The sequence below is a fragment of the Gluconobacter cerinus genome (assembly GCF_025961355.1).
Lineage (GTDB): Bacteria > Pseudomonadota > Alphaproteobacteria > Acetobacterales > Acetobacteraceae > Gluconobacter > Gluconobacter cerinus.
In genome coordinates this window covers 1,557,077-1,580,929 of record NZ_JAOQNM010000001.1, presented here as the reverse complement: position 1 = coordinate 1,580,929, position 23,853 = coordinate 1,557,077, and the positions used below count along the sequence as shown (strand labels likewise).

19 protein-coding genes are annotated in these 23,853 nt (G+C 56.0%); 7 read left to right on the top strand and 12 right to left on the bottom strand.

Features of this window, described 5'->3' with window-relative positions; all coding sequences use genetic code 11:
* Window positions 1-21: 21 nt before the first annotated feature.
* Window positions 22-3,054 (top strand): excinuclease ABC subunit UvrA, encoded by a 3,033-nt coding sequence (gene uvrA, locus M2305_RS07235; RefSeq protein ID WP_264648980.1) that lies wholly within the window; start codon window positions 22-24, stop codon window positions 3,052-3,054.
* 348 nt (window positions 3,055-3,402) lie between these two features.
* Here uvrA and trhO read toward each other — a convergent pair whose 3' ends face one another.
* Window positions 3,403-4,356: an oxygen-dependent tRNA uridine(34) hydroxylase TrhO gene (gene trhO / locus M2305_RS07230; protein WP_264648979.1), complete on the bottom strand. Its 954-nt coding sequence runs from the start codon at window positions 4,354-4,356 to the stop codon at window positions 3,403-3,405.
* A 101-nt stretch (window positions 4,357-4,457) separates the two neighbouring features.
* Entirely contained in the window at window positions 4,458-5,822 is a 1,365-nt protein-coding gene (locus M2305_RS07225) for an autotransporter strand-loop-strand O-heptosyltransferase (RefSeq protein WP_211500409.1), read from the bottom strand.
* A gap of 267 nt (window positions 5,823-6,089) precedes the next feature.
* On the opposite strand from M2305_RS07225, the gene guaD reads away from it, so the two are divergent.
* A complete protein-coding gene (gene guaD / locus M2305_RS07220) occupies window positions 6,090-7,400 on the top strand; it encodes a guanine deaminase (RefSeq protein WP_264648978.1) in 1,311 nt (436 codons plus the stop codon).
* Window positions 7,401-7,418: 18 nt separating this feature from the next.
* Here the strand turns inward: guaD and M2305_RS07215 are convergent, their stop codons facing one another.
* From M2305_RS07215 to M2305_RS07195, 5 genes are read right to left on the bottom strand one after another with little or no spacing between them, the layout of a single operon-like run.
* Window positions 7,419-8,864: a nucleobase:cation symporter-2 family protein gene (locus M2305_RS07215; protein ID WP_264648977.1), complete on the bottom strand. Its 1,446-nt coding sequence runs from the start codon at window positions 8,862-8,864 to the stop codon at window positions 7,419-7,421.
* A 6-nt stretch (window positions 8,865-8,870) separates the two neighbouring features.
* The gene (gene uraH / locus M2305_RS07210; protein ID WP_215766604.1) at window positions 8,871-9,203 is read right to left on the bottom strand and encodes a hydroxyisourate hydrolase; all 333 of its coding nucleotides are present in this window, start codon (window positions 9,201-9,203) and stop codon (window positions 8,871-8,873) included.
* On the bottom strand, window positions 9,200-9,724 hold the full coding sequence (gene uraD / locus M2305_RS07205) for a 2-oxo-4-hydroxy-4-carboxy-5-ureidoimidazoline decarboxylase (protein WP_086634616.1): 525 nt from the start codon (window positions 9,722-9,724) through the stop codon (window positions 9,200-9,202). Before uraD ends, uraH begins: the two co-directional genes overlap by 4 nt.
* On the bottom strand, window positions 9,721-10,620 hold the full coding sequence (gene puuE, locus M2305_RS07200; protein ID WP_215766603.1) for an allantoinase PuuE: 900 nt from the start codon (window positions 10,618-10,620) through the stop codon (window positions 9,721-9,723). The genes uraD and puuE overlap by 4 nt, the downstream gene beginning before the upstream one ends.
* Before the next feature lie 16 nt (window positions 10,621-10,636).
* Window positions 10,637-12,088, bottom strand: coding sequence for a SidA/IucD/PvdA family monooxygenase (locus tag M2305_RS07195; RefSeq protein WP_264648976.1), 1,452 nt, complete (start codon window positions 12,086-12,088; stop codon window positions 10,637-10,639).
* A 171-nt stretch (window positions 12,089-12,259) separates the two neighbouring features.
* Between M2305_RS07195 and M2305_RS07190 the strand changes: the two genes are divergently transcribed.
* Both M2305_RS07190 and M2305_RS07185 read left to right on the top strand, forming a co-directional pair.
* Window positions 12,260-13,168 (top strand): LysR family transcriptional regulator, encoded by a 909-nt coding sequence (locus M2305_RS07190; protein ID WP_203547991.1) that lies wholly within the window; start codon window positions 12,260-12,262, stop codon window positions 13,166-13,168.
* A gap of 83 nt (window positions 13,169-13,251) precedes the next feature.
* Window positions 13,252-13,737 (top strand): cupin domain-containing protein, encoded by a 486-nt coding sequence (locus tag M2305_RS07185; RefSeq protein ID WP_264648975.1) that lies wholly within the window; start codon window positions 13,252-13,254, stop codon window positions 13,735-13,737.
* Between the two features lie 69 nt (window positions 13,738-13,806).
* On the opposite strand, the gene M2305_RS07180 is transcribed toward M2305_RS07185, so the two are convergent.
* Complete coding sequence (locus tag M2305_RS07180; protein WP_264649947.1) at window positions 13,807-15,930, bottom strand: protein-disulfide reductase DsbD family protein; 2,124 nt, start codon at window positions 15,928-15,930, stop codon at window positions 13,807-13,809.
* Between the two features lie 123 nt (window positions 15,931-16,053).
* Window positions 16,054-17,118, bottom strand: coding sequence for an SDR family oxidoreductase (locus M2305_RS07175; RefSeq protein ID WP_264648974.1), 1,065 nt, complete (start codon window positions 17,116-17,118; stop codon window positions 16,054-16,056).
* Between the two features lie 107 nt (window positions 17,119-17,225).
* Here M2305_RS07175 and M2305_RS07170 point away from each other — a divergent pair, with 107 nt between their 5' ends.
* Complete coding sequence (locus M2305_RS07170) at window positions 17,226-17,642, top strand: winged helix-turn-helix transcriptional regulator (RefSeq protein ID WP_211509548.1); 417 nt, start codon at window positions 17,226-17,228, stop codon at window positions 17,640-17,642.
* A gap of 194 nt (window positions 17,643-17,836) precedes the next feature.
* A complete protein-coding gene (locus M2305_RS07165; protein ID WP_264648973.1) occupies window positions 17,837-20,209 on the top strand; it encodes a mechanosensitive ion channel family protein in 2,373 nt (790 codons plus the stop codon).
* A gap of 17 nt (window positions 20,210-20,226) precedes the next feature.
* Here the strand turns inward: M2305_RS07165 and M2305_RS07160 are convergent, their stop codons facing one another.
* From M2305_RS07160 to M2305_RS07150, 3 genes are all read right to left on the bottom strand, one after another.
* Entirely contained in the window at window positions 20,227-20,568 is a 342-nt protein-coding gene (locus tag M2305_RS07160) for a hypothetical protein (RefSeq protein ID WP_064275267.1), read from the bottom strand.
* Between the two features lie 335 nt (window positions 20,569-20,903).
* The gene (locus tag M2305_RS07155; protein WP_264648972.1) at window positions 20,904-22,190 is read right to left on the bottom strand and encodes a YncE family protein; all 1,287 of its coding nucleotides are present in this window, start codon (window positions 22,188-22,190) and stop codon (window positions 20,904-20,906) included.
* Window positions 22,187-23,032: a creatininase family protein gene (locus tag M2305_RS07150; protein WP_264648971.1), complete on the bottom strand. Its 846-nt coding sequence runs from the start codon at window positions 23,030-23,032 to the stop codon at window positions 22,187-22,189. The genes M2305_RS07155 and M2305_RS07150 overlap by 4 nt, the downstream gene beginning before the upstream one ends.
* Window positions 23,033-23,139: 107 nt before the next feature.
* Here M2305_RS07150 and M2305_RS07145 point away from each other — a divergent pair, with 107 nt between their 5' ends.
* Window positions 23,140-23,643 (top strand): DUF2721 domain-containing protein, encoded by a 504-nt coding sequence (locus M2305_RS07145; protein ID WP_064275264.1) that lies wholly within the window; start codon window positions 23,140-23,142, stop codon window positions 23,641-23,643.
* Window positions 23,644-23,853: the final 210 nt, after the last annotated feature.

Genomic DNA, 23,853 nt, shown 5'->3' with positions numbered 1-23,853 from the left:
TGCATAGTCTTCGGGGTTTTCGTGAGCTTTCCAGACAATCATTCGATCCGTGTCCGTGGTGCCCGCGCCCACAATCTCAAGAATATCGATGTCACGATTCCCCGTGACTCCCTGACGATCATCACGGGTCTCTCTGGCTCCGGAAAGTCGTCTCTCGCCTTCGATACGATCTATGCCGAAGGTCAGCGCCGATATGTGGAAAGTCTTTCCGCTTACGCCCGCCAGTTCCTTGAACTGATGGGCAAGCCGGATGTGGACTCCATTGAGGGCCTCTCCCCGGCCATCTCGATCGAACAAAAAACGACCTCAAAGAACCCCCGCTCCACCGTCGGCACCATCACGGAAATCCATGACTACATGCGCCTTCTCTGGGCGCGCGTAGGTGTTCCTTATTCACCCGCAACCGGCCTCCCTATTGAAGCCCAGACGGTCAGCCAGATGGTAGATCGCGTCATGGCGCTTCCTGAAGGCACGCGTCTCATGCTGCTGGCGCCGGTCGTCCGGGACCGTAAAGGGGATTGCAAACGCGAACTGGCAGACCTGGCTCGCAAGGGCTTCACGCGCGTCAAAATTGACGGTGAGCTTTACGAAATTGCCGAAGCCCCCGAACTCAATCGCAAGACCCGCCACAATGTCGAAGTCGTGGTGGACCGGATTGTCGTCAAACCTGATCTCGAATCCCGTCTGGCAGACAGCTTTGAGACAGCCCTCGAACTCTCCGACGGTCTCGCCTACGCGGAAGAAGTCAGGCGTGCGGGAGAAACAGCTGCCCCCGCCCACATCGTTTTCTCCTCACGTTTCGCCTGCCCTGTTTCAGGTTTTACGATTGAGGAGATCGAGCCCCGTCTGTTCTCCTTCAATGCCCCGATGGGCGCCTGTCCCACCTGTGATGGTATTGGTACGGAAACCCATTTTGACGAGAACCTGATTGTCAGTGACGATACGCTGACACTTTCTGAAGGTGTGATTGCCCCTTGGAGTGGTGCCAGCACGGACTGGTATGACCAGACTCTTGCAGCCCTTGGCCGCCATTGCGGCGATACTATGAACACGCCATGGCGAGACCTGAAAGCCGAAACCAGGAATTTGATCCTGTATGGTTCCAAAGAGGCCATCGCCATTCCGTATCGTGATGGCAGCAAGGTCCATACCGTTACGAAGCCCTTTGAAGGCGTGCTCAAAAACCTGCGGCGGCGCATGGCGCAGACAGATAGCATGTGGGTCCGCGAGGAACTGTCGCGCTATCAGTCAGAAAAGCCCTGCCACACCTGCCATGGCGCACGCCTGAAACCTGAAGCCCTCTGCGTAAAGGTCAATGACCTGAACATCGCCGAAGCGTCAGATATGCAGATCCGGAAGGCACTGGACTGGTTTTCCGGTGTTGAGGTTACCCTCACCCCACAACGTGCGGAAATCGCACGCCGCATTCTTCGCGAAATCACGGATCGCCTGCACTTCCTCGATGATGTTGGCCTGGACTACCTCACGCTTTCCCGAGGATCGGCCACACTTTCTGGGGGTGAAAGTCAGCGTATCCGGCTGGCATCCCAGATTGGCTCGGGTCTGACCGGCGTTCTGTATGTGCTGGATGAACCGTCCATCGGCCTGCATCAGCGCGATAACGAGCGCCTTCTCGGCACATTGGAGCGTCTCAAGCGCCTTGGAAACACTGTCATCGTCGTCGAACATGACGAAGATGCCATCCGTGCTGCTGATTACCTTATCGATATGGGGCCTGGTGCTGGCACGCGGGGCGGAAACGTCATCGCCATCGGGACACCTGCGGAAGTAGCCAAGAATAAAGAAAGCCTGACCGGTGCCTATCTTTCGGGTCGGAAGTTTATTCCAGTTCCGGAAAATCGACGCACCTCGGACAAAACACTCACATTGGTTGGGGCCAAAGGAAACAATCTCAAGGATCTGACCGTCGATTTCCCGCTGGGGACCTTTATTGCGGTCACCGGTGTATCAGGCGGCGGCAAGTCTACCCTGGTCGTGGATACCCTTTACAAAGCGCTGTCTCGGCAGCTCATGAAATCGAGCCAGTCTCCACTCCCTTATGACCGACTGGAAGGCGTAGAGAACCTCGATAAAATCATCGAAATCGATCAGTCTCCGATCGGCCGTACACCCCGTTCCAACCCCGCCACCTACACGGACCTGTTCGCCCCTATCCGGGACTGGTTTGCCGAACTTCCGGAATCCAAGGCACGCGGCTACAAACCAGGCCGCTTCTCCTTCAATGTAAAGGGCGGCCGCTGCGAAGCCTGTCAGGGCGATGGCGTCCTGAAAATCGAAATGCACTTCCTGCCTGACGTCTTTGTCACCTGTGATACCTGCAAAGGCGCGCGGTATAATCGTGAAACGCTGGAAGTGAAGTTCCGCGGCAACTCCATCGCTGATGTGCTTGCCATGACTGTGGACGAGGCGTTGCCATTTTTTCAGGCTGCGCCCAGAATTCGGGACCGCCTCGCCATTCTCCAGCAGGTTGGTCTCGGCTATGTCGCCCTGGGCCAACAGGCAACCACGCTTTCAGGCGGTGAAGCCCAGCGCGTCAAACTGTCCAAGGAACTCGCCAAACGGGCTACGGGTCGCACGCTCTACATTCTTGATGAGCCCACCACCGGTCTGCACACTGAAGATGTCCGTAAGCTGCTGGAAGTGCTGCATACGCTGGTTGATCAGGGCAACACCATTTTGGTGATCGAGCATAATCTGGAAGTCATCAAGACAGCAGACTGGCTGATCGATATAGGACCAGAAGGCGGTGATGGCGGCGGCAAGATCGTAGCAGCAGGAACACCGGAAGACATTGCTGCGTGCAAAGCAAGCCATACTGGCCGCTTCCTGGCTCCCCTTCTGGATGCGCCCGGTGTTAGGCAGCACCGTGAGCCTACAGGCAAAAGAATCACTCAGGCGATGATTGCCGCCAGCTTGCCCCAAAAAGCAGAGCGAACCCCAGCCAAAACGACAAAAGTGCCTAAGGCAAAAATAGTGGCGGACAAGAAACCTCGTGGCCGCCCCTCAGGCTCCCGCAACAAAACCAAAGTCTGATTCCTGATCAAGTCCTGAAGAGCCCCACTCTTCAGGACAACAAAGGACGCTACGCAAGCCAGGCTACAAAAAGGTGTCAAAGGCCGTCGTCACAATGCCTTCCGGACCAGAGTGATCGGGAGCCAGAAATTCAGCCCCCCGACAGGCGACACCAGAACAGTAATCGCAAAAAACGCAGCCGTACCCTTTCCAATCGGGTATTGCTGGTGCAGACCCCGCGGCGGCAATCAACATACGAGGCGGCAGCCAGATTAGAGCAATTATCAGCGCTCAGCGGTCCGGATTATCCTCACCAGAACAATCCATTTTCTCCCTTCTAAGAAGAATTACCAGCTAACTGGTCGGCAGTTATTTCTGCTGAGTACCGAGATGCTCTTTCCCGCGCTGGCGCGCCAGCTTCTCCTGTAGCTCACGGGCAGCATATCGCTGGCGCTGCTCTTCTGTCCGTTCGTTATGACAATGGGGGCAGGAGACGCCTTGTACGAACATCGGAGAAGCCTTGTCTTTCTCGCTGACAGGGCGACGACAGGCGTGACAGACATCGTAGCTGCCGATTTCCAGACCATGCTTCACGGAAACCCGCTGGTCAAAGACGAAACATTCCCCTTCCCAGAGGCTTTCTTCCTCTGGAACAGTCTCCAGATATTTCAGAATACCGCCTTTGAGATGGTAAACTTCCTCCAGTCCCTCTGCCTTCACAAAAGACGTGGATTTCTCACAGCGAATTCCGCCTGTGCAGAACATGGCAATCTTTGGAACTCGACCTTTGGCCTCAAGCTCCTTGCGCCGGTTTCGAAACCACTCCGGAAACTCCCGGAATGACCGTGTTTTGGGGTCTTCAGCCCTCTTGAATGTCCCGATCGCGACTTCGTAGTCATTCCGGGTATCAATCACGATCGTATCCGGATCAGAGATCAGAGCATTCCATTCATCCGGTGCCAGATACTGACCAACATCCTTGCGAGGATCGATATTCGGCTGCCCCATGGTAACGATCTCTTTCTTGAGACGCACCTTCATGCGGCGGAAGGGCATTTCCGGCGCACGGGACTCCTTGATTTCAAGCTCCTCACATCCTGGCATCGCCCGAATATGCTCCAGAACCTGCTCCATTCCGTCATCTGACCCGGCAATCGTTCCGTTAATACCTTCTGGTGCCAGAAGCAGAATGCCCTTGATCCCCTCGCGATCGCAGACCTCCTGCAAAGGCCCGCGCAACGCAACGATGTCTTCAAACGGCGTGAAGTTGTAAAGCGCGACGATACGGATCGGCGGAAGAGCATCAGACACAGGGGCAACCATCCAGCTCTGCGACCGCAGGCAGACCCACGATCAGGTGATAATGTGCTCCCGCCAATATCAGGCTCGCGCCTTCAATTCCAGAAAACTCCTGAACCTGGGCCTCAGGCGACTGAGGCGGTTGCTGCTTCTGCGAGAGGTAGTCCGCGATCCTTGATCACGCGACGCACCGTCTGGATGACCTGCGATCCAGTAATCAGACGCGTGCATTCAAACTGCCGCTCCGTTCCCTTGTGGCGGGGGCACCAGAAGAAATCCTTGTGATCGAACTGATGTCTCGGGTCGTTCCAGCACGAATTGCAGGTGTGCCAATTGATGATGCGATAGGGCGTAAAGAACTCATTATTCGGATGCGTAAAGCCCGAAATCATGACGACAGGTGTGCCCGAGGCATGCGCCAGCCAAGCCAGCCCACTGGAGAGACCAATGAAAAAACTGGCGTGCTTCAGCCAACGCGCACGTTCCGACAACGGGCGGCTGCCAGTCTCGTCTTCCGCGCCATGGGGAATATGATTGTACACATACCCTGTTCCATGGAACGTTTTCTGATCAATGCAGATCACACGGTATCCGGCAGATTTCAGGAAACCAATTACCTCCTGCCAGCCAGCCGGATTATTCCAGTACTTGCACTGAGTACTGGCCTGCGTCGCAATCACCACATACGGCCCCTCAATAGGCGGGGTATCCCCATCCTGGATTGTGATGCCAGGAGGGTTATCGTTCCAGGGATCAACACCCAGAATATAAGCTGCAGTCCGGTGCAAACCTACATGCCGAAAGTCCGTTGGCTGATGTGTCAGCTCCGTATCCGTGAAAAACAGACCTATATTGTATGAAGCGTAGAAAGCGGACGTAAACGTCTTGTTTGCCTGAGCTTCATCGTGCCCGACCAATGTGATGTCTGGATTAGCCTCTTTCACCAGAGGCAGAATGACATCTGCAACTGAGCAGGACACCTTCGCACCCGTCTGCTGCGCAAGACGAATAGCTGCCGGAAGCCAGGCAATCGTGTCTCCAAGGGTTCCAACAGGCAACTGCACCAAAACAGGCCTTCCCGTGAGGGATAGCTCGTGGTGCAGAATGTCCTCCCGCGTACCGTCAGGCTTTTCCAGCCAGACATCGATCAGGAATGGAACAAAGTACTTTTTGGTGGATGAGACCATGCCGCCTTTTAAACGGGCATCGAAGAGAATATTCCCGGTCGAATAGTCCGATAGTCTCACATGCCATTGCCCCAGTTCCGGGGCAATATCCGGCACCATGACACGGGCACCATCATTGAAGTCAAAGCGGACGCCCTGCCCTCCTTCCACAACGGGAACAGATGGAATGGCCAGATAGGGGCTCTTCTCGTCCTCCTTCTGCACGGGATTACCGTCAGCAGGAGGAGCGCCTTCCTGTGGAAGACCGGAGGCAGGTGTTACAGTTTCTGCAGGCTGGGAAGAAACAGAGGTCACATCAGACATCAGTAAAAGCGTCTCCAAACCGTTCCCGCAGGCCGTACAGAGACAGAAACCCGCCTCCACCGCACCCACAAAAGCAGGCTCAATATTAAAAGTCCAAAACCATGTTCAAACCTGAATTCATCTCTTGAAAAGAGACTTTCCACAGTCTGCCACAAAACAGTGCCAAGGTTAAAATGGACTCAAGATCTTTGGACATTAAAAGAAACGTTCACCCGTTCAAGACAGATCGTTCCCAGAGCGGAAATGCTATGCGATACCCAGAGGATCATGACAGAGCATACTGCAATCCGTGGCCCCTTCCTGACCTTCCATGCTGACCCTTTTACGGTCGACCCTATGGATGCACTCACGCACCAGCCAGACGGCCTGATTCTTTGCAAAAACGGCATCATCACCGCTGCTGGCGCATGGGAAGATCTGAAACACCAGATCCCGGATGGCACCACTGTAGATCATTATCCAAACCGGCTGATTTCAGCCGGAATGATCGATACCCACGTCCATTATCCCCAGCTCCCTGTGATCGCCTCATATGGGGAACAGCTTCTGGAATGGCTGGAGACCTATGTCTTCCCTGCTGAAGCCCGTTACGCAGATGTCACCTATGCACGCCAGATCGCCCGCAGTTTCCTGAAAGAACTTCTCCGCGTCGGTACAACAACGGCCGCCGTGTACTGCACGGTTCATCCGGAATCCGTAGACGCATTTTTTGAGGAATCAGAACGCCTCAATACCTGCATGATCGCAGGGAAGGTCCTGATGGACCGCAATGCGCCTGACAACCTGCGAGACACCGCCCAGACAGGCTACGATCAGTCTGCCGCTCTTATCGAACGCTGGCATGGTCGCGGACGACAGCTGTACGCCGTCACACCACGCTTTGCCCCTACCAGCACACCCGAACAACTGGATTTGGCTGGATCTCTCCTTGCTACCCGCTCTGACCTCTTCATGCAGACGCACTTGCTCGAGAACCGGTCTGAGATCGAATGGGTCAAGGAACTCTTTCCCGACCGTTCATCCTACCTGGACGTGTATAACAAGTCGGGGCTTCTGCGCCCTCGCGCCATTCTGGCTCACGCTGTGTATGCACAGGAAGAAGACTTCCAGCGCTGCCATGATACAGGCTGCTCCATCGCACACTGCCCCGGCTCCAACCAGTTTCTGGGCAGCGGGTCATTCCCCCTATTCAATGCCTTGAAACCCGAGCGACGTGTCAAAGTCGGCGTTGGCAGCGATGTGGGAGCTGGCCCCTCCCTGTCTCTGCTTCAGGTCCTCTCAGACGGCTACAAGGTCGCTCAGGGGTTAGGCACGAAACTTCATCCTGCTCAGGGTCTCTGGCTGGCAACCGCCGGAGGTGCTCAGTCTTTAGGGCTTGAGGATCATATTGGCGCCATCAAACCCGGCCTGCATGCAGATCTCTGTATCTTCGATCCTACTGCAACACCTCTCGGGAAAATCCGGACCCAGACGGCTGAGACCCTGTCCGATCTCCTGTTTGCCCTCACAATGCTAGGCGATGACCGTAGCATCGAGGCTACATATGTGGCTGGTCAGAAGGTTCACAGCCGGGATTAATATCTGACCCGAAGGGCTTCAGCCGAATCTGCGCTGCCGCCCATCGGTCACCGGCCCTTCAGACTCAACAGGCAGCCCCATCAGAATTCTCTCATCTGGGAGATCAGCCACTACAATTTCTGCTTCCGGATCAACAGCCAGTGTCCGACGGACGTTGAACAACAGGTGCAGAAAAATGGCGGACAATGCCCCAAGAGTAATACCGCTTCCGAAGACAATCTGTGCCCACATCGGAAATGTATCGGAGATATGAGGCTGTGCCGTCGCGAGCATTCCCAGTCCGATGCTGGTTCCCACGATGATGACATTGCTCTGACGGTTGAAATCCACCCGCGTCAGGGTTTGAACACCAACCACAGCCACTGTCGCGAACATCGCAAGAGCGGCCCCGCCAAGAACGGGTAACGGAACCGCCGCTACAATTGCTCCGAGTTTTGGTAGACACCCCAGCATCATCATGATGACAGCCGCAGACGCCACAACCCAGCGGCTCTTCACGCCCGTCATACGAACCAGGCCGACATTCTCCGCAAAGCAGGTGTAGGGAAAGGAATTGAAGACCCCACCCAACAGCGTTGCAATACCATCAGCTCGCAGCGTCCGCGCGATATCCTCTCGGGTAATGGTTTTCCCGACGATCTCGCCAGTCGCATAAACGTTGCCGATCGTCTCAACCATGGTGATGACCATGACGATCACCATGGAGAGGATCGGCACTACATGGAAAGCTGGCGTCCCAAAGAAAAACGGCTGCGTGATGGACACGAGCGGCGCAGACGCCACGCCTCCAAAGTGGGCATCGCCCATCAGCCACGCCGCCAATGTACCAATGCAAAGTCCGATCAACACAGCAATCGTTGAAATGAAGCCACGAAACAGGCGCTGTACGAGCAGAATACTCGCCAGTGTTCCCAGCCCGTAACACAGACTCCGCAGCGGAACCTGATCCTGCACCATGCCCGGTCCATGGCCAGACACGATGTCATTGGCAGCCACCGGCAAAAGCGCTAGCCCAATCACCAGAATGATCGACCCCGTCACCACAGGCGGAAAAAACCGAACCAGCTTCGCAAAATATGGTGCGATGAGCAAACTGACGATCCCCGCCACAATCACCGATCCATAGATCGACAAAAGCCCCGGCGTTCCACCGCCTACCGCAGACCCAATGGCGATCATCGGGCCAACAGCCGTAAACGTCACACCTTGCAGAAGCGGCAGACGAACACCCACCGGTCCAAACCCGACTGACTGCAACAAGGACGCAATCCCGCAGGTGAACAGATCCGCATCAATCAAATGAATCAGCGTTTCCTGTGGCAGGTGCAAAGCCCCTGCCACAAGGATCGGAACAATCACCGCGGCTGAGTAGAACGCAAGAATATGCTGGAAGCCATAAGCCCCCAACCGCCAGAGCGGGAGCTTCTCATCAACCGGATGAACCGCAGAAGTATCAGACGCCATCAGGTTTCAGCTTCCACGATATGTGGAATATCCATAAGGCGCAGCGAGCAGCGGAACATGCGCATGCGTGCCCTCACCCAGACCGAACACAATTGGCACGATATCCAGAAACGGCGGATCAGACAGCACATGCCCCGCCGCCCGAAAATACGCACCAATTTCGAATTCCAGACGATAGGTGCCACGTTCCAGCGGGATCTCCCGCAAGGCGGGGCAACGCCCATCATGGTCCGTCACGCCTTCGAAAAGAACGGCGTCTTCCTGAAAAAGCCGGAAAGACACCCCAGCTGCCGGACGGCCCGAGACCGTATCCAGAATATGCGTGGATAATGAGCTCATGATGCCACCAGATCTTTCAGTCTCAACCCTGCAATCGCATCGATCTGCGAGAGGGCTTCCTTCAGTTCCGCCTCGGGCGTCCCGCCCAGACGACGTTCCATTTCATCCATGATGACCGTCTTGGCCACCTGACCCGGCGCTGCAACTTTGCGCACGCAAATTACAAACGGCATGGAAAAAGCCTTCCCATAGGCCGCATTCAGCGTCTTGAACCGTTCATATTCCGCAGGCGTCAGACGGTCCAACCCGGCAGAGGCCTGCTCGGATGCGGACTCCGCTGTCAGATCCGGATCAATTCCCGCGCGATGCCCAAGCTCAGGATGCGCCCGAACCAATGCCAACTGAGCCTCCTCGCCCGCATTCCGCACAACGTCAGAAAACGCCGCAAGCATGGTGTCCACATCCGCAAATGACCGCGCTGCCAAAGCCCCCTCAGCCACCCAGGGCGAATGTTCGTAAAGTCCGCCAAACGTCTGGATGAAAACATCCGGCGTCATGGCATTCACATCGGAAATCTTCATGCCGGATGCACACTCATCCAGTGCCGCGCAATATCAAGCCGGGATGCCACCCAGACATCCTCATGAGACGCCACATGCTCCAGAAAACGCTGAAGGGCCAGCGCACGCGCAGGCTTGCCGGCCAGACGGCAATGAAGCCCGATAGACATCATCCGCCCCCCTTCCGCATACAGCATGTCGAACGTATCCCGCAGATATCGGAAGAACTGCTCGCTCTCGGTAAAGCCGTTGAGCGCCGCGAACTTCATGTCATTGGCATCAAGCGTGTAAGGCAAGATCAACTGCGGTTTGCCATGGGTACGATCGTAATAGGGAAGATCATCCGCATAGGAATCGGCATCGTAAACAAAGCCGCCTTCTTCCACGACCAGACGGGCCGTGTTCGGGCTGGTGCGGCCCTGATACCACCCCAATGGGCGCTCCCCGACTACTTCCGTATGAAGCGCAATCGCCTCACGGATATGCTCGCGCTCTACGTCTTCTGGGAAGTCCTGATAATCAATCCAGCGCAGACCGTGCGTAGCGATTTCCCAGCCGCTTTCCTGCATTGCGGCTACGGCATCCGGATTGCGCGCCAAAGCCTTGGCCACACCGAACACGGTTGTGGTCATACCAGCCTTTTCAAACAGACGATGCAAACGCCAGAACCCAGCACGGCTCCCGTATTCGTAAAGGCTTTCCATCTGCGCACAACGCGCGCCCACGATGGATTTCGTCCCGACCATTTCAGACAGGAAAGCCTCCGACCCCGCATCTCCATGCAGGACCGAGTTTTCCGCGCCTTCTTCATAGTTGATGACGAACTGAACTGCGATCCGCGCGCCATTTGGCCATTTCGGATCAGGCGGCGTGCGGCCATAGCCGATCATATCACGGGGATAGGTGTTGGTGCTCATCTGTGCTGCTCCCCCCTCAAACCGTTGGCGGATCAAGGCTGATCAGTTCTTCCGTGTCGTAGGACAGCAGACTTTCCAGATGCTTCTCGCCATCTTCAACAAACAGGTCACGCGCAATACCGCGCGTCAATTTCTCAACGCCAAAGCGCATGCCGCTGATGGACGCCCCGGAAAGACCCATGCTGGGCATGGACGCAAACGTAAAGTTGTAGATTGCCGCCAGCATCGGCGCCTTCGGATCGGCCGGATCTTTCGGCAGGAACTGAAAGCGCTGCCCCAGATACGGATGGCTGGACAGAAGTGTGCTTTCCTCTCCCTCCGGCGCCGTGAAATGGTCGCTCCACAGCATGACGGAGTCCGCAAAGTCCTGCGTTTCCGGACGATGCTTCAGATCAATCGAGAAACCCGTACCAATAATCAGGAAGTCAAAGCGCATCTCGCCATTGGGCGTTTCGACCACAACTTCATCGCCATCCATCCGCGCAGAATTCCATGGCGTACCGGGATGGAACGCGAAGTTCTCATGCTTGCGGCAACGCCAGAACGTATCCTGCGGCGGCGGCTGATTCAGATTGTAGATGCAGCGCATGAAGCGCCAGCGGGTCAGATCCGGAAGCTCCGAGAAATGCGCGAGAAAGCCCGCGTTTTCCATCCAGCGATACGGATTGATGGCCGGAATTTTCGTACGGCGCAGACACAGATCCACACGCCCCACACCGGATTCCAGCGCCGTCGCAGCATTATCAAAAGCGGACGCACCCGCACCCAGAACGCCGACCCGCTTACCCTTCAGAGCGGCGAAATCAATATTCTCATGCGTATGAGCATAAACCGACTTCGGAAGGTTGTCTGAAATGAACGGCGGGACAAACCATGCTCCGCCACCGTCAATCCCCGTAGCCAGAACCATCCGACGCGCCCAACGCTTCGTCTCAACACCTGCAGCGTTCCGGAAGGTCAGGCGCAGCAGGCCGTCCGTCCACTCCACATGAACCAGTTCCTGATCGTTGACGACCGGCAGCTCCAGGGTATCACGCACCCAGTCCAGATAAGACTGCCAGTCATGCCGCGAGATCTTGTCAAGCGACTGCCAGGCTTCCTTGCCATACCGGGCTTCATACCAGGACTGTGGCGTCAGATTGGGCACACCCAGATCCGGCCCCGTCACATGCTTTGGCGTCCGCAGCGTGATCATTCGAGCAAATGTCACCCAAGGGCCTTCCCCGCCCTTCGCAGCGCGCTCAAAAACCTGTGCATTCGTCACACCCTGACGACGCAATCCGAAACAGGCCGTCAGCCCCCCCTGGCCGCCGCCGATGATGGCAACATCCAGAACATCTTCCCCATCTTTCTGAACCGGAATATTCCAGTTCCCCGTCGCATACCTGATCTTCGCCAGATCCTCATGAACCTGCGCCGAAAGGGTGGCCAGGCCGTCAGTCGGGGAGGAGGAACGTGTCATGAGCATCTTATCCTAAAGAACAGGCACAGGATCGTGGTCTTTCATAAGAAATGACCAGAGTTTCTTCCTATGTCAAAATGACAGGGTTCACCTGCCGCTCTGAAGTGTTTCATAGAGGGGTAATCTCGTATATCTCAGAAAAACGTCCCTGCCGTTCTCGAAAAAAGAGCGTATCCCATGCCGGTTTTTTCCCGCTTCCTTCGCTACTTCCTGTCCGTTGCCCAATACGGCTCGATCCGGAAGGCCTCTGAACATCTGCGGATTGCGGCATCTGCCATCGATCGTCAGATCCTGCACGGTGAGGAAGCTCTCGGCACCCCCCTCTTCGAACGGCTGCCCAGCGGCTTGCGACTGACCGCTGCCGGCGAACTCCTTTATACCAAAGGCAAGCAGTGGACGCGGGAGATGCAGGAAGTCCGCACGCAACTGGAAGATATGCGCGGATTGAGACGGGGACAGGTGGACATCGCTCTGCCAGATGCTCTGACGACCGGATTTCTGCCACGCATTCTCAAAGATCTCCGAAAAAGCCATCCAGGCATCACAATCTGCACTCACGTTCTGGATAACGCTGTCATTCAGCAGGCCCTCATCAGCGGAGACGTTGATTTTGCGCTTCTCCTGAATCCGACACAGGCCCGTGGCCTGCTGGTCCGAACCCATATCGATTATCCTTTAGGCTTCGTCTGTCTTCCCGACCATCCGATTGCCCACCACAAGGACGCCCGCTTCAGCATCTGTGCTGAATATCCGATGGTTATGCCCCAGCAGCCTCTTGCGCTGCAGCGGCAGATTGAAATTCTGGAAATTGACAGCAATGTCAGCGTTCAGCCTGCAGCATCCTCAGATAATATCCAGATGATCAAGTCACTGGTTCTGGAGGGCGTCGGGCTGGGAATCCTTAGTCGTCTGGATGCCATGAAGGAAATTCTTAGTGGCGAACTGGCTTTTGTCCCCATTTCGAACCGGGACGTATCCCCACTGACCCTGGCTCTGTGCGTAGACCAAGCGCGACAACTTTCCGGAGCCGCGAGACTGGTGATTGCAGAAGTGGAAAAAACCTTCCTACACCCGACAGAGATATAACTTCAGAAGCAGCATGCTGAACGACAAACTCTACACCGCGTTAGGAAGGGCAGGCATAAGCCAGAACATCTAAGGACAATCCTATGTCTTTTCTCAGGATATTTTCTGCCAGCGCCCTCATCTACTGTCTGTCAGGAAGCGGCGCCCTCGCACAGACGACTGCCGACATTCGAATCGTTCAGGGCGGAGAGAATGTTGTCTGGAAAGCTGCGCCTCCCATGTTCCCAAGTGGAACACGTATGTCCTTCCTGTATGGAGCCTCAGACAAGCCCGGCCCCTTTACCATGCGTGTTATGATGCCCGCAGGGTCAACCATTCCACCCCATACGCACAACATGGATGAAATGCTCACGGTCTTGGCAGGAAGTGTGCATCATTACATTGGCGAGAGCATCACAGCGAACGATGAAAAAATCCTGACAGCCGGAGGGTTTGTTCATCTCCCTCCCAATGTTCCGCACGCACTCAAAGCTGGGACACAAGGCGCCATTGTGCAGGTTTCGGGAACAGGTCCATTTACCATGACCTATGTGAACCCACAGGATGATCCGCAGCATACAAATCGTTAAGACCGTCAGACAAAAAAGCCCTGCTTCACATGTGAAGCAGGGCTTTTTGTATCAAAATGAGCTGAGAATTTAGTGGCCAATAATTCCCAGAACCAGACCTGGCGTCAGTATCTGCGGTAACACAACTTCCGATCCATGCGCCGGATAATAAACATAGAGAGGGACGCCATCGCGCCCGTGAGCTTTCAGGTAAGCGGAAATTCCAGCGTCCCTGTTGGTCCAGTCGCCCTTGAGATAAGCGACATGCCGCGCACTGAACGCCTTACGGACAGAGTCCACATCGAGAGCCACCCGTTCATTCACCATGCAGGTGATACACCAGGACGCCGTCATATCGACAAAAACCGGCTCTCCCTTTGCACGAAGGTCTGCCAGCTTCTCACTTGAAAACGACTGAATTTGATTGTCAGCTGACGTGACAGGAGACGTCGCTGTTGCAGATACCGGTTCGGCAAGACTACGGGACAAGCCTGCCCCACATACGACCATGCACAGAACGGCTACAACACGGCAGAAGAGAACTGTGCCTCGTCCACCTTCCCGCATCGCACGATGCTGTCCTATGCCGTAGATCCAGGCCGCAAAGCCCAGCAACACAAGACCGCCGCCTGCCACAACTACGAAATTCACACCGCGCTCAATTGTCGCCACCCACAGCAGCCACACACAGGTTGCCAGAAGAGGGAAGGCCAAGGCCTGCTTCAACACACCCATCCATGCTCCCGGCTTGGGCATCCGCGATGCAAGACCCGGAACACTGGCCACCAGCACATAGGGAGCTGCCAGCCCAAGCCCCATGGAAAGAAAGACCAGCAGACCCATCACAGCGGGGCCACCCAGAGCTCCTGCAATGGCCACCCCCATGAACGGAGCCGTGCAAGGCGTCGCGACGATGACAGCCAATAGCCCCGTCATCATGTCGCCAGCATGACCTGCACCGTGTGGATGCAACTGACCTAACCGCCCCGCGCTGATTTCAAAGACGCCAAGTAAGTTCAGAGCCATGCCAAACAGCAGCCAGCATACACCAACCACAAATCCCGCTGATTGGAACTGGAAGCCCCATCCAGCTGAAGATCCGGCAAGGCGCAGTCCGATCATCAGAAGACCAAGAACTGCGAATGCTCCTGTAACGCCCAGCGTGTAAAACAGTGCACTTTGCAACTGCACACGCCTCCCCACGCCGCCCATCTTGGCCAGTGACAAGGCTTTCATGGCCAGAACCGGGAAAACACAGGGCATGAGATTGAGGATCAGACCGCCGACAAAAGCAAACAGCATCACACGGAGCCAACCGGCACCGGTGGGTACGGCGTCTGCGGAACCAGGTGCGGGCGCCGCTGCGGCTTCTTCTACCTTGGTTGGACCCACCGTCTGTTCAGCAGAAATCTGGATAGGGCTTTCCTGACCAGCCTCATCCTTCAACACGACCAGCCCCTTAAGCGGCGCATCCCGATGAGCAGTTTTCAGAAACTTCAGGTGAAGAGAAAGCTCGTCTTTGCCAACGCTCAGCGGCTGCGGAGCAACCTGATCAATCAGGCCACCGTCTTCCGGCAAAAACCAGGCTTCCGAAACTGCTGTAGCAGACAGTCCTCTGCCTTCAAGCGTCAGGACACCATCAGCAGAAACATGCGCCTTGAAGGGAGAAGGAATCGGCATTTTCGCATCTGCGGCCTGAAACAGACCAGCCTGAGCGCCTTCAGGAGCGGGACCGGAAGACGCAGGCAGTGTCAGCGAAAAATCACCGCTTTCAGGAATGCAGACTTCGGCACAAACAAGCCATTCCGCATGTGCATGAAGTGTAGTCCCGCCAGTCCCTTTCAAGGTCAGACTGGCTGGAAGCAGCACATCTCCGACATAGGCATAGGACATGAGACCGCCTTCACTCAGGCGAACTGGCATCGGCCAGTGGATGTCCGAAGTCTTGCCAGTTGCTCCGCCCTGCGCCGTTACATCGAGGGTCGGAGTGTCCCCGGCATCTCCGGGGTTAATCCAATATGTGTGCCAGCCCGGTTTGAGTTGCAGCCTCAACCCAACACGCAATGACTGGTCCGGACCGATGGAATCACGGTCAGTAACCAGAGTTGCCGTATCATTGGCTGAGACGACAGCAGGGCTTTCCGCTGCAATAGAGGCCCCATTGACACCAAGACCACATATCCCCGCTGCAAGCAGGGCCAACAGACTTAACACACGACGCAAGGTAGTCTCATTCCCTCAGGACAAAACAGGACAGCCTGCATAACACTCTATGTCTGAGAAAACAGTGCTTTTCCACAAACAGGACTAAATAAATCCTGTTTTATGGTTTTTGTCTCAGGGAATCAGTTTCTCCGCTCTCAGGCGCTCAAACAAATCAAAGAACGAGTCTGGAGTATATTGCCACCCGTCAAACCCTGCCAGACGGCTCTTGGACATGTCCGTCACACATTCGACAGGACGCCCCAGATCCGCGTCCGTGTGCCAGGCAGACGCCAGGTGATCGATCCGACTTTCGGTCAGGCCATATTTCTCAGTAATCTGCGCCCACAAGTCTCCATCTTGCGACAGGGTTTCCTCAAGATCTGTCGCGTGGCCGGGATAAGGTGCTGCTTCCAAACCGAACCATGCAGCAAGGCGAGGCCACAGCCACTTCCAGCGAAACACGTCTCCGTTCACCACGTTGAAGGCTTCATTCCGTCCGCTTTCAGATGTTGACGCCCAGAGAAGCTGCCTGGCCAACTGACGGGCGTCAGTCAGGTCGGTAAGGCTATCCCACTGTACAGGCGAGCCAGGGAAAACGAAGGGACGTCCTGTTTCACGGCAGATCGTCGCGTAAACAGCCAAAGTGCTCCCCATATTCATCGCGTTCCCAACTGCATATCCGATGATGGTGTGGGGACGATGTACGCTCCAGGAAAAGCCGTATTTTTCCGCAGCGGCAAACAGCACATCTTCCTGATCGTAATAGAAATTGGCCAAGGGCAGACGCGGCATGTCCTCGCGGAATGGCGTCTGGGGTGGCTCACCTGAAGCATAAGATTCAAATGGCCCAAGATAATGCTTCATACCCGTTGTAAGCGCAGCGTGCTCCAGCCTCTCTGGCGCGGGAAGTGCCTCAAACACATTGCGGACCATCGCGGAATTAACGCGACAATTTTCTTCTTCCGTAGGCTGACGAAGCCAGGAACAGAAAAAGACGTGTGTGGGCGTCAGATCCTTCAGGGCCAATTTAAGATTGTTCAGATCCAACAGGTCTGCCGCAATCGGCAGAACGCCGGCCATGTCCTGTCGAGGCCGGCGTGCCAGCCCGTAGGCAGTCCAGCCCTCGGCAACGAGACGCGTCGCGAGCGTCTGGCCAACAATTCCAGTTGATCCGACAACAAGAGCAATACGGGACATCAGGGTCTCCTTTCCCGAAAAGTAGTTCGCCATCCATTTGAGCCCTTGGCGTGAACAGTTCCAGACGGCACCATATTGTGCCCTGGATACCAAAAGGTTCCCAAAAAATGACAACTTCCCTCCCAGCCCACTATCGCCGGGCTCCCTTTGACGAAGACTGCGCGCCACGCCGGGTTCTGAGACTTTTCAGCGGAAAATGGACGACCATGATCCTCCATACGCTCCATCTTCTGGGAGGAAGTTCACGCCCCGGCCGCCTTCAGCGGAGCATTCCTGGTCTTTCAAAAAAAATGATGACCCAGACACTAAGAGAGCTCGAAGAAAAGGGACTCGTCTGTCGTGAAATCCACCAGATCATGCCACCCAATGTGGAATACAGCCTGACATCTCTCGGGAAGGTCTTCGTCGAGCCCATTGAACAGCTCTACTTGTGGGGGATCGACCATGCAGATGCACTGGCAGCGCTGGAGGCAAATGAAAGCGGGGCAGCGGCCTCAGTCCCTTCACTGGAAGCCGCAGAATAACGCATCACTTTTTGGACAGAGGGCCTCATCCTGTGGCACTCCTGCTTGAAAAGGGCCCTCCCGGCCAGAACAGACCTCACCTTGCGCGGACATGCTCCAGCTTCAAGGCATATCAAGGACATTTCAGACCGATGTGTTCCCCTTCACGGCCAGTCCAGTCACGAACACCCCGTCAAAAGAAACGCCATTCCTTCATGGCCTTTCTAGTTTTCCTGGCGGCCCTGCTGGCAACACCCTTCAGCTGGGCTGAAACAACACCTGCAAAGACCGCAGCGGCGACAGTCAGCCCCACGTCGGCTCCCCTGTCGGCTCAGGAAGCCCAGCAGCTTCTGAATGTTCTGAATGACCCCAAACAGCGTGACAGCTTCACACACACGCTCTCGCTCATGGCGCGTGGTGTCAAACAGACAGACACGCCTGCGGCAAGCCCTGCCTCCAAGGCCGCGACCATGCCGGACGTGTCGCCAGAAATTGATAACGGTCTGAAAAGCGTTCGTACGCAGTCTTTGGGATATGTGCACAACTTCCTGAACCTCTTCAGTGATCTGGGGCTGGTCGGTCACTGGTTCAGGTCACAGATGCTGTCGGCAGAAACACGCGCGCCAATCCTGCATGCATTTGGAATTGCCGCGCTGGTTATTGCATGTGGTCTGGGGCTTGAACGGACCATCGCGCTAATGCTGCGCAAACCGCTCCAGAACCTAACGCTCAAGGCACAGGCGCGGGAAGTCCGGAACATTCAGGCGCTCCCTGAGACAGATCCGGCACCTCTTCCAGCAGACACCGACGCCACCAGCAACTCCAGCCAGACCCGCGCAGAAGACCAGAGACGTCAGGTCGAGACGCTCCGTTTCCTGTCCCGTATTCCTTACGCTCTGGGGCACTTTTTGCTCAAAGCCCTGCCTGTTATGGCATTCCTGCTTCTGGCAGGTCTGGCGGTGCTGGTTCTGCCCCTGACTGAGCGAACGGTGAACGTTATCCTGACGCTCGCATACTCATATGCCGGGGCACGCACACTCTACCTTCTGGTCGAGACGGGCCTCACTCCACGATCACCGACCATCCGTCTCCTGCCAGCCAGCACGCCGACAGCCTTCATGGTGACACGGTGGTGGAACGTACTGGTCGCGGCTCCCGCCATTGTCATCTGCCTCTCAGAACTTGGCGCACAGTTCAATCTGGCCCCCCGTGGGACGGATGCCATGATCAGAGCCGTCGTTCTTGTTGAACACGTGCTGATCGCCGCCTTCATCTGGCGCATCCGTCACATTGTCAGCAATGCGCTCCAGCCCAGCACCGTTGGCAAGAAAACAGGAATGTGGACGGTTATTGCCGCCATCACGCGCCTGTGGTGGGTGCCTGCCATGTTCCTGGATATTTCCCTCTGGATTGTCTGGGCAGCCCATCTGCAGGGCGGCTACGCCTGGATTCTCAAAACGACAGGCGTCACGATCGGTGTGCTGGTAGCGTCCCGTCTGGGTGCGGTTCTGGCCTATGGGCTTCAAGACCGGTTTTTCCGCGTCAATCCACAGCTTGTGGAGCGGTTTCCGGAACTTCAGAAACGCGCTGACCGATACTACCCTGTTGCACGCATGGTGCTAACGGGGGCCATTCTGTTTCTCACACTGGTTGCCATCACAGAAGCATGGGGCCTGCCAACCTTCGGCTTCTTCATCAAGAACGCCCTGGGCCGTCGTCTGATGGATACCGCACTGACGATGCTGATTGCAGCGACTGTGGCTGCTGCAATCTGGGAAATGGTCAACATCATGCTGAACCGGCAGCTCTCGTCTTTCGAGACCTCAGGCCAGCGTTCCCGAGCAACCCGCCTGCGTACGGTGATGCCAATCATCCGCACCGTTCTTCTGGCCATCATCATCATCATCGTTGCCGTGACGACACTCTCGCAGATCGGCATTAACGTAACGCCACTTCTGACCGGTGCAGGTATCCTTGGCGCAGCCATCGCTTTCGGTTCCCAAAGTCTGGTGAAGGACTTCATCACGGGCTTCTTCATGCTCGTTGAAGACGCAATCCAGGTCGGTGACTGGGTTACGACAGGCGGCGTCTCGGGAACCGTGGAAAACCTGTCAATCCGGACTGTAAAGGTGCGAGACATTACAGGCGATCTGCACATCATTCCGTTCTCGTCCGTGTCCTCCATTGCCAACACGGCGCGCGGCTACAACCAGATCGTCATCAAGCAGCAGCTTGATCTGTCGGAAGACCTGCCACGCGTCTCTGCGATCATGGAAAAAGCCGTCAAAGAAATGCGTGCTGATCCGGTTTTCGGGCCGATGATCCTGTCCGACTACACAGATCTGGGCGTGGATCAGAGCGACAGCGGAGGCGCTACCCTGATTGGTAGCATCCGAACCACGCCGATGATGAAATGGAAGGTCAAACGCGAATTCAACCGTATCGTGACCAACCGCTTCGCGGAAGAAGGCGTCAAATTCTATACGCCGACGGCTTACACCACCACACCGCCAGGCAACACCATGCAGTTCAAGGTCGCCAACGACACAGGACCGCGGACCGTTCAGCCCTCACCTGAGAAAGCCTGATTCCTACAGAAGGCGTTTTAAAAGTTTGGGAAGAGCGTAAAGCTGACCAGAGACAGGTAAAACATCACTGCCAGCAGAATATGGCACATGTAGAGCGGGGCAATCACATAGCCCCGCCGCCTTGCCCATCCCATGAGAAGACCAAAGGCAGCAACGGCCACGGCTAAAGCGACATTCAGCATAAGTCGGCTGTCACCATTCGCCAGTGCGACAATCATGAAAACCGCGCCAAGTAGGGCAAACCCGACATGGACTGGCAACAGAGCCTTCAACGGACGCTTGCTTCGGAGAACGCAGAGGCCGAGCCATACGCCTGCAATAACTGTCAAAGTGAAGCACAACATCGAAGCAATCAACATCTTCGAGTCACCTTTTCTCTCATGTCTTTCCGGACATTACCGGATCCGGGAGCAAAATGCTTGCAAGTATTCGTGCGCACATCATGCGCCTCATATCAGATCGACACGCAGAGCATCTTTCCAGGACGCCCTATCGAAGGGATCCTAATTGATTCACACTCACAGACTTCGCCTATAGCGCCCAGCATCCCGCGGAGTGAAACCAGAAACGACAACGGCCAAACGCCAGCGCAGACAAAGACGCCCTGATCTCCGCAATAAAAAAGCCCGGCATCTCTGCCGGGCTTTCAACAATAGAGAGATCAACTGACGTCTCTATTATCGCTCATCTCACATCAGCGCAGAATGCCAGTGTGACCCACACTGTAACGGCCTGGCTGCGGCCAGACGGTCAGGCCATGTGGCTCTGCTCCAACAGGGATCTTGCGGACAGCACCTGTATCCGTGTCGATGGCATAAACCACGTCGTCAAAACGACCAGACAGCCAGAGCAGTTTGCCGTCAGCACTGACATTCCCCATATCCGGGCTGCCACCATCCGGAATCATCCAGGTCTTAATGACCTTGTCCGTCGCGAAATCGATGATTGACACTCCACCCGGACCACCGCGCTTGCCGTGAATGCGATGGGAACCACGGTTCGCCACATACATGACCTTGCCATCACGGCTCGGATACAGGCCATGCGTGCCAATACCCGTCGGGATAAAGCCGGTTTCCGTAAAGGAGTCACCATCCACGACGAACACACCGTCAGCCATCATGTCGGCAACATAGAACTTATGCCCGTCTGGAGCCGTCAGAATATCCTGCGGCATTCCGCCCTTGGACAGCTTCAGCATACCGATCATCTTCAGGTTCACGGTATCGACCTTGGCAACATAACCGCCAAACTCGCAGGTAAAGATCGCGTACTTTCCGTCAATGGAGAAGTCAGCATGATTGACGCCTTTGCACTCCGGCGTCTCGACTGATCCCTTTAGCTCCATCGTGTGCGGGTCGCGGAAATCAAGACGCTTGTGGGCTTCAGCTACCGTGATCGCGTACTTGCCATCCGGGGTGAAGTACATGTTGTACGGATCATCTACTGCGATATTTGCGCCGGGCTTTGCGGTCGCAGGGTCGATCGGCGTCAGGGAGCCATCCGGACGTCCCTCACTGTTGTTGGTCACCCACAGCGTCCGCAGATCCCAGGACGGCACGACGTGCTGCGGGGAGCGACCAACGGGGTAGGTATCCACAACCTGAAAAGACACCGGATCAATAACGGAGACGCTGTTTCCACGCAGATTCGGGACATAAACCCGCGCCGGATCATGAGCAATCGCCGGGGAAATATGGGACGACGTGGTCTCGCTATAAATATTGTGCGGATCAATCACGGCTGGCATGCCCGGAATGGTCTGCACCGCATCTGAAGCAACCGGAGCGGCCACAGGAACAGATGCGACAGCAGGTGCTGGCGCTGAGACAGGCACCATAGCTGGCGGAGCTGCTGGAGCCGCCGGGGCCGGAGGCACAGGAATCGGTGCACTTGCATCCGCAGGAGCCGTGGTCTGGGCGTGCGCCGCAGAGGCTCCCAGCAGCGTCAGCGCCGCCAGAAGGGGGGTCTTGAAATTCATGGATGGCTCCTGTTGAAGGACTGAAGTGCCGTTACAGCGGTGCGTATCTGCATCTCTGTGCCGATACGTCCCAGTCCGGGCGTAGCCTGGCGCGGATCCCCGCCATAAACGCCATCGGTTACACTGGGTTTTGGAGCGGTGCGAAGCGCTTCCTGACGGACCAGGGACGGATCCACGGCCAGCATCAGGGACGTATCGCTCAGCTCCGCATGCATACCCACTTCTGCTGCATGGCCCTGCGCTTTCAGGGCATCAGCATACTGATGGGGAATAACTTCATAATAATCGCGCAGGTCCAGAACTGCTGCCTGACCCTTCCATCGCGTATTCAACTCCTGGGCCACATGCGCCATGGACGCCTGATAGCCCCCATGATCTCCGAGAAAAACGATTTTCCGGAAACCCTGCACACGAAAGCTTTCAGCGGCACCTTTCAGCATTCCTTCGAACACGGCAGGCGGCACGGAAATTGTTCCCGGAAAACGCATATGAGAGGTTCGCGGGGAGGTTGAACCTTCCGGCACATAAGCAATGACGGGGGCCACAAACGTCTGCCCGGCCTGTCTGGCGATTTCGTCAGCCAGAACCTGCGCCCGCACATTGTGCTTGCCAACAGCCATGTAAGGCCCGCTTTGCTCCGTCCCGCCGACGGGAATGATAATAGTATCCGTACCGCCATGAACGGAGCGGTCGATCTCCGTCCAGGTGTGGCAGGCGAATTCAACTTGTGCCGCCGTTCCCGAGCAATGCATCACGGCCTGCCCGAATGCCAGCGGAGCCATACCAATCCCCAGGCCAAGCATCACACAGGCGGAGCGCAATAGACGGGAATAAATCGGCATAAGACAGGCATCTCTGAAAATGGTCGTCTTTCCCTACTCCATCCGGGGGTATGTTTTCCAGAGCACGCCATCTTTTCGCTCTTGGAAGATACAGTATAGAGAGCGGTATGCCTTTTCCTGTTTCTTATGACCCCGATGCGGTCGACAGCGCCGCCCATCTGATTCAAGTCGCACTGACGCCAGTTTTCATGCTTTCTGGCATTGGAACACTGATCAACGTTTTCAACACACGTCTTGCCCGTGTGGCAGACCACCTAGAAGACGTGCGAAAAAAACTGGCCGCCCCACCTTCCGACACCGATACGCCAGACCCTTTTTATACACCGGAACGGCTGGCAGCCCACGAGCTCAGACTCCATCGGCGAATCTTTGTTCTGGACGCAGCCATCATGCTCAACGCCATCGGCGGGGCCTCGACCTGCGGCGCGGCAATGGCTCTTTTCGTCGGCTCGCTGCGCGATGCAAGCACATCCACATGGCTGCTAGCCTTTTTCGGCATAGCTCTAGCCTGCACTGTTGGCGCTCTTTTCTTCTTTCTGGCGGACACGCTTCTCAGTTGGCACGGGCTACGACGCGACGGGCTTTCTCTTTCGTCCCCCAAGAAAAATTGAGGCCTCGCGCAATTTTATTGCGCGAATTTGCTCGTTCCCAAATTTTGATACCCTAAATTGTTAGGGAAGCGACAATAGAACACCCCTGAACTGAAACGTGAAATAATCGCTGCTTCAGGTCAGGGGAGTGCATTTCATGAATTGCAGCAAAGTTCTGGCAGGGATTTATGCGTTAAACGCAGGTCTGATCCCGCATCTTCATTTGTTGCT

What these genes read in the sequence shown, in the direction of transcription:
- M2305_RS07145 (WP_064275264.1), top strand. Translation starts at nt 23,140, where the DNA reads ATGCCTTTTCCTGTTTCTTATGACCCCGATGCGGTCGACAGCGCCGCC.
- M2305_RS07195 (WP_264648976.1), bottom strand. Translation starts at nt 12,088, where the DNA reads ATGCTCATGACACGTTCCTCCTCCCCGACTGACGGCCTGGCCACCCTT.
- trhO (WP_264648979.1), bottom strand. Translation starts at nt 4,356, where the DNA reads ATGGTTGCCCCTGTGTCTGATGCTCTTCCGCCGATCCGTATCGTCGCG.
- uraD (WP_086634616.1), bottom strand. Translation starts at nt 9,724, where the DNA reads ATGAAGATTTCCGATGTGAATGCCATGACGCCGGATGTTTTCATCCAG.
- guaD (WP_264648978.1), top strand. Translation starts at nt 6,090, where the DNA reads ATGACAGAGCATACTGCAATCCGTGGCCCCTTCCTGACCTTCCATGCT.
- M2305_RS07150 (WP_264648971.1), bottom strand. Translation starts at nt 23,032, where the DNA reads ATGCCGATTTATTCCCGTCTATTGCGCTCCGCCTGTGTGATGCTTGGC.
- M2305_RS07170 (WP_211509548.1), top strand. Translation starts at nt 17,226, where the DNA reads ATGACAACTTCCCTCCCAGCCCACTATCGCCGGGCTCCCTTTGACGAA.
- M2305_RS07215 (WP_264648977.1), bottom strand. Translation starts at nt 8,864, where the DNA reads ATGGCGTCTGATACTTCTGCGGTTCATCCGGTTGATGAGAAGCTCCCG.
- puuE (WP_215766603.1), bottom strand. Translation starts at nt 10,620, where the DNA reads ATGAGCACCAACACCTATCCCCGTGATATGATCGGCTATGGCCGCACG.
- M2305_RS07225 (WP_211500409.1), bottom strand. Translation starts at nt 5,822, where the DNA reads ATGTCTGATGTGACCTCTGTTTCTTCCCAGCCTGCAGAAACTGTAACA.
- M2305_RS07165 (WP_264648973.1), top strand. Translation starts at nt 17,837, where the DNA reads ATGGCCTTTCTAGTTTTCCTGGCGGCCCTGCTGGCAACACCCTTCAGC.
- M2305_RS07185 (WP_264648975.1), top strand. Translation starts at nt 13,252, where the DNA reads ATGTCTTTTCTCAGGATATTTTCTGCCAGCGCCCTCATCTACTGTCTG.
- M2305_RS07160 (WP_064275267.1), bottom strand. Translation starts at nt 20,568, where the DNA reads ATGTTGATTGCTTCGATGTTGTGCTTCACTTTGACAGTTATTGCAGGC.
- M2305_RS07155 (WP_264648972.1), bottom strand. Translation starts at nt 22,190, where the DNA reads ATGAATTTCAAGACCCCCCTTCTGGCGGCGCTGACGCTGCTGGGAGCC.
- M2305_RS07190 (WP_203547991.1), top strand. Translation starts at nt 12,260, where the DNA reads ATGCCGGTTTTTTCCCGCTTCCTTCGCTACTTCCTGTCCGTTGCCCAA.
- uraH (WP_215766604.1), bottom strand. Translation starts at nt 9,203, where the DNA reads ATGAGCTCATTATCCACGCATATTCTGGATACGGTCTCGGGCCGTCCG.
- M2305_RS07175 (WP_264648974.1), bottom strand. Translation starts at nt 17,118, where the DNA reads ATGTCCCGTATTGCTCTTGTTGTCGGATCAACTGGAATTGTTGGCCAG.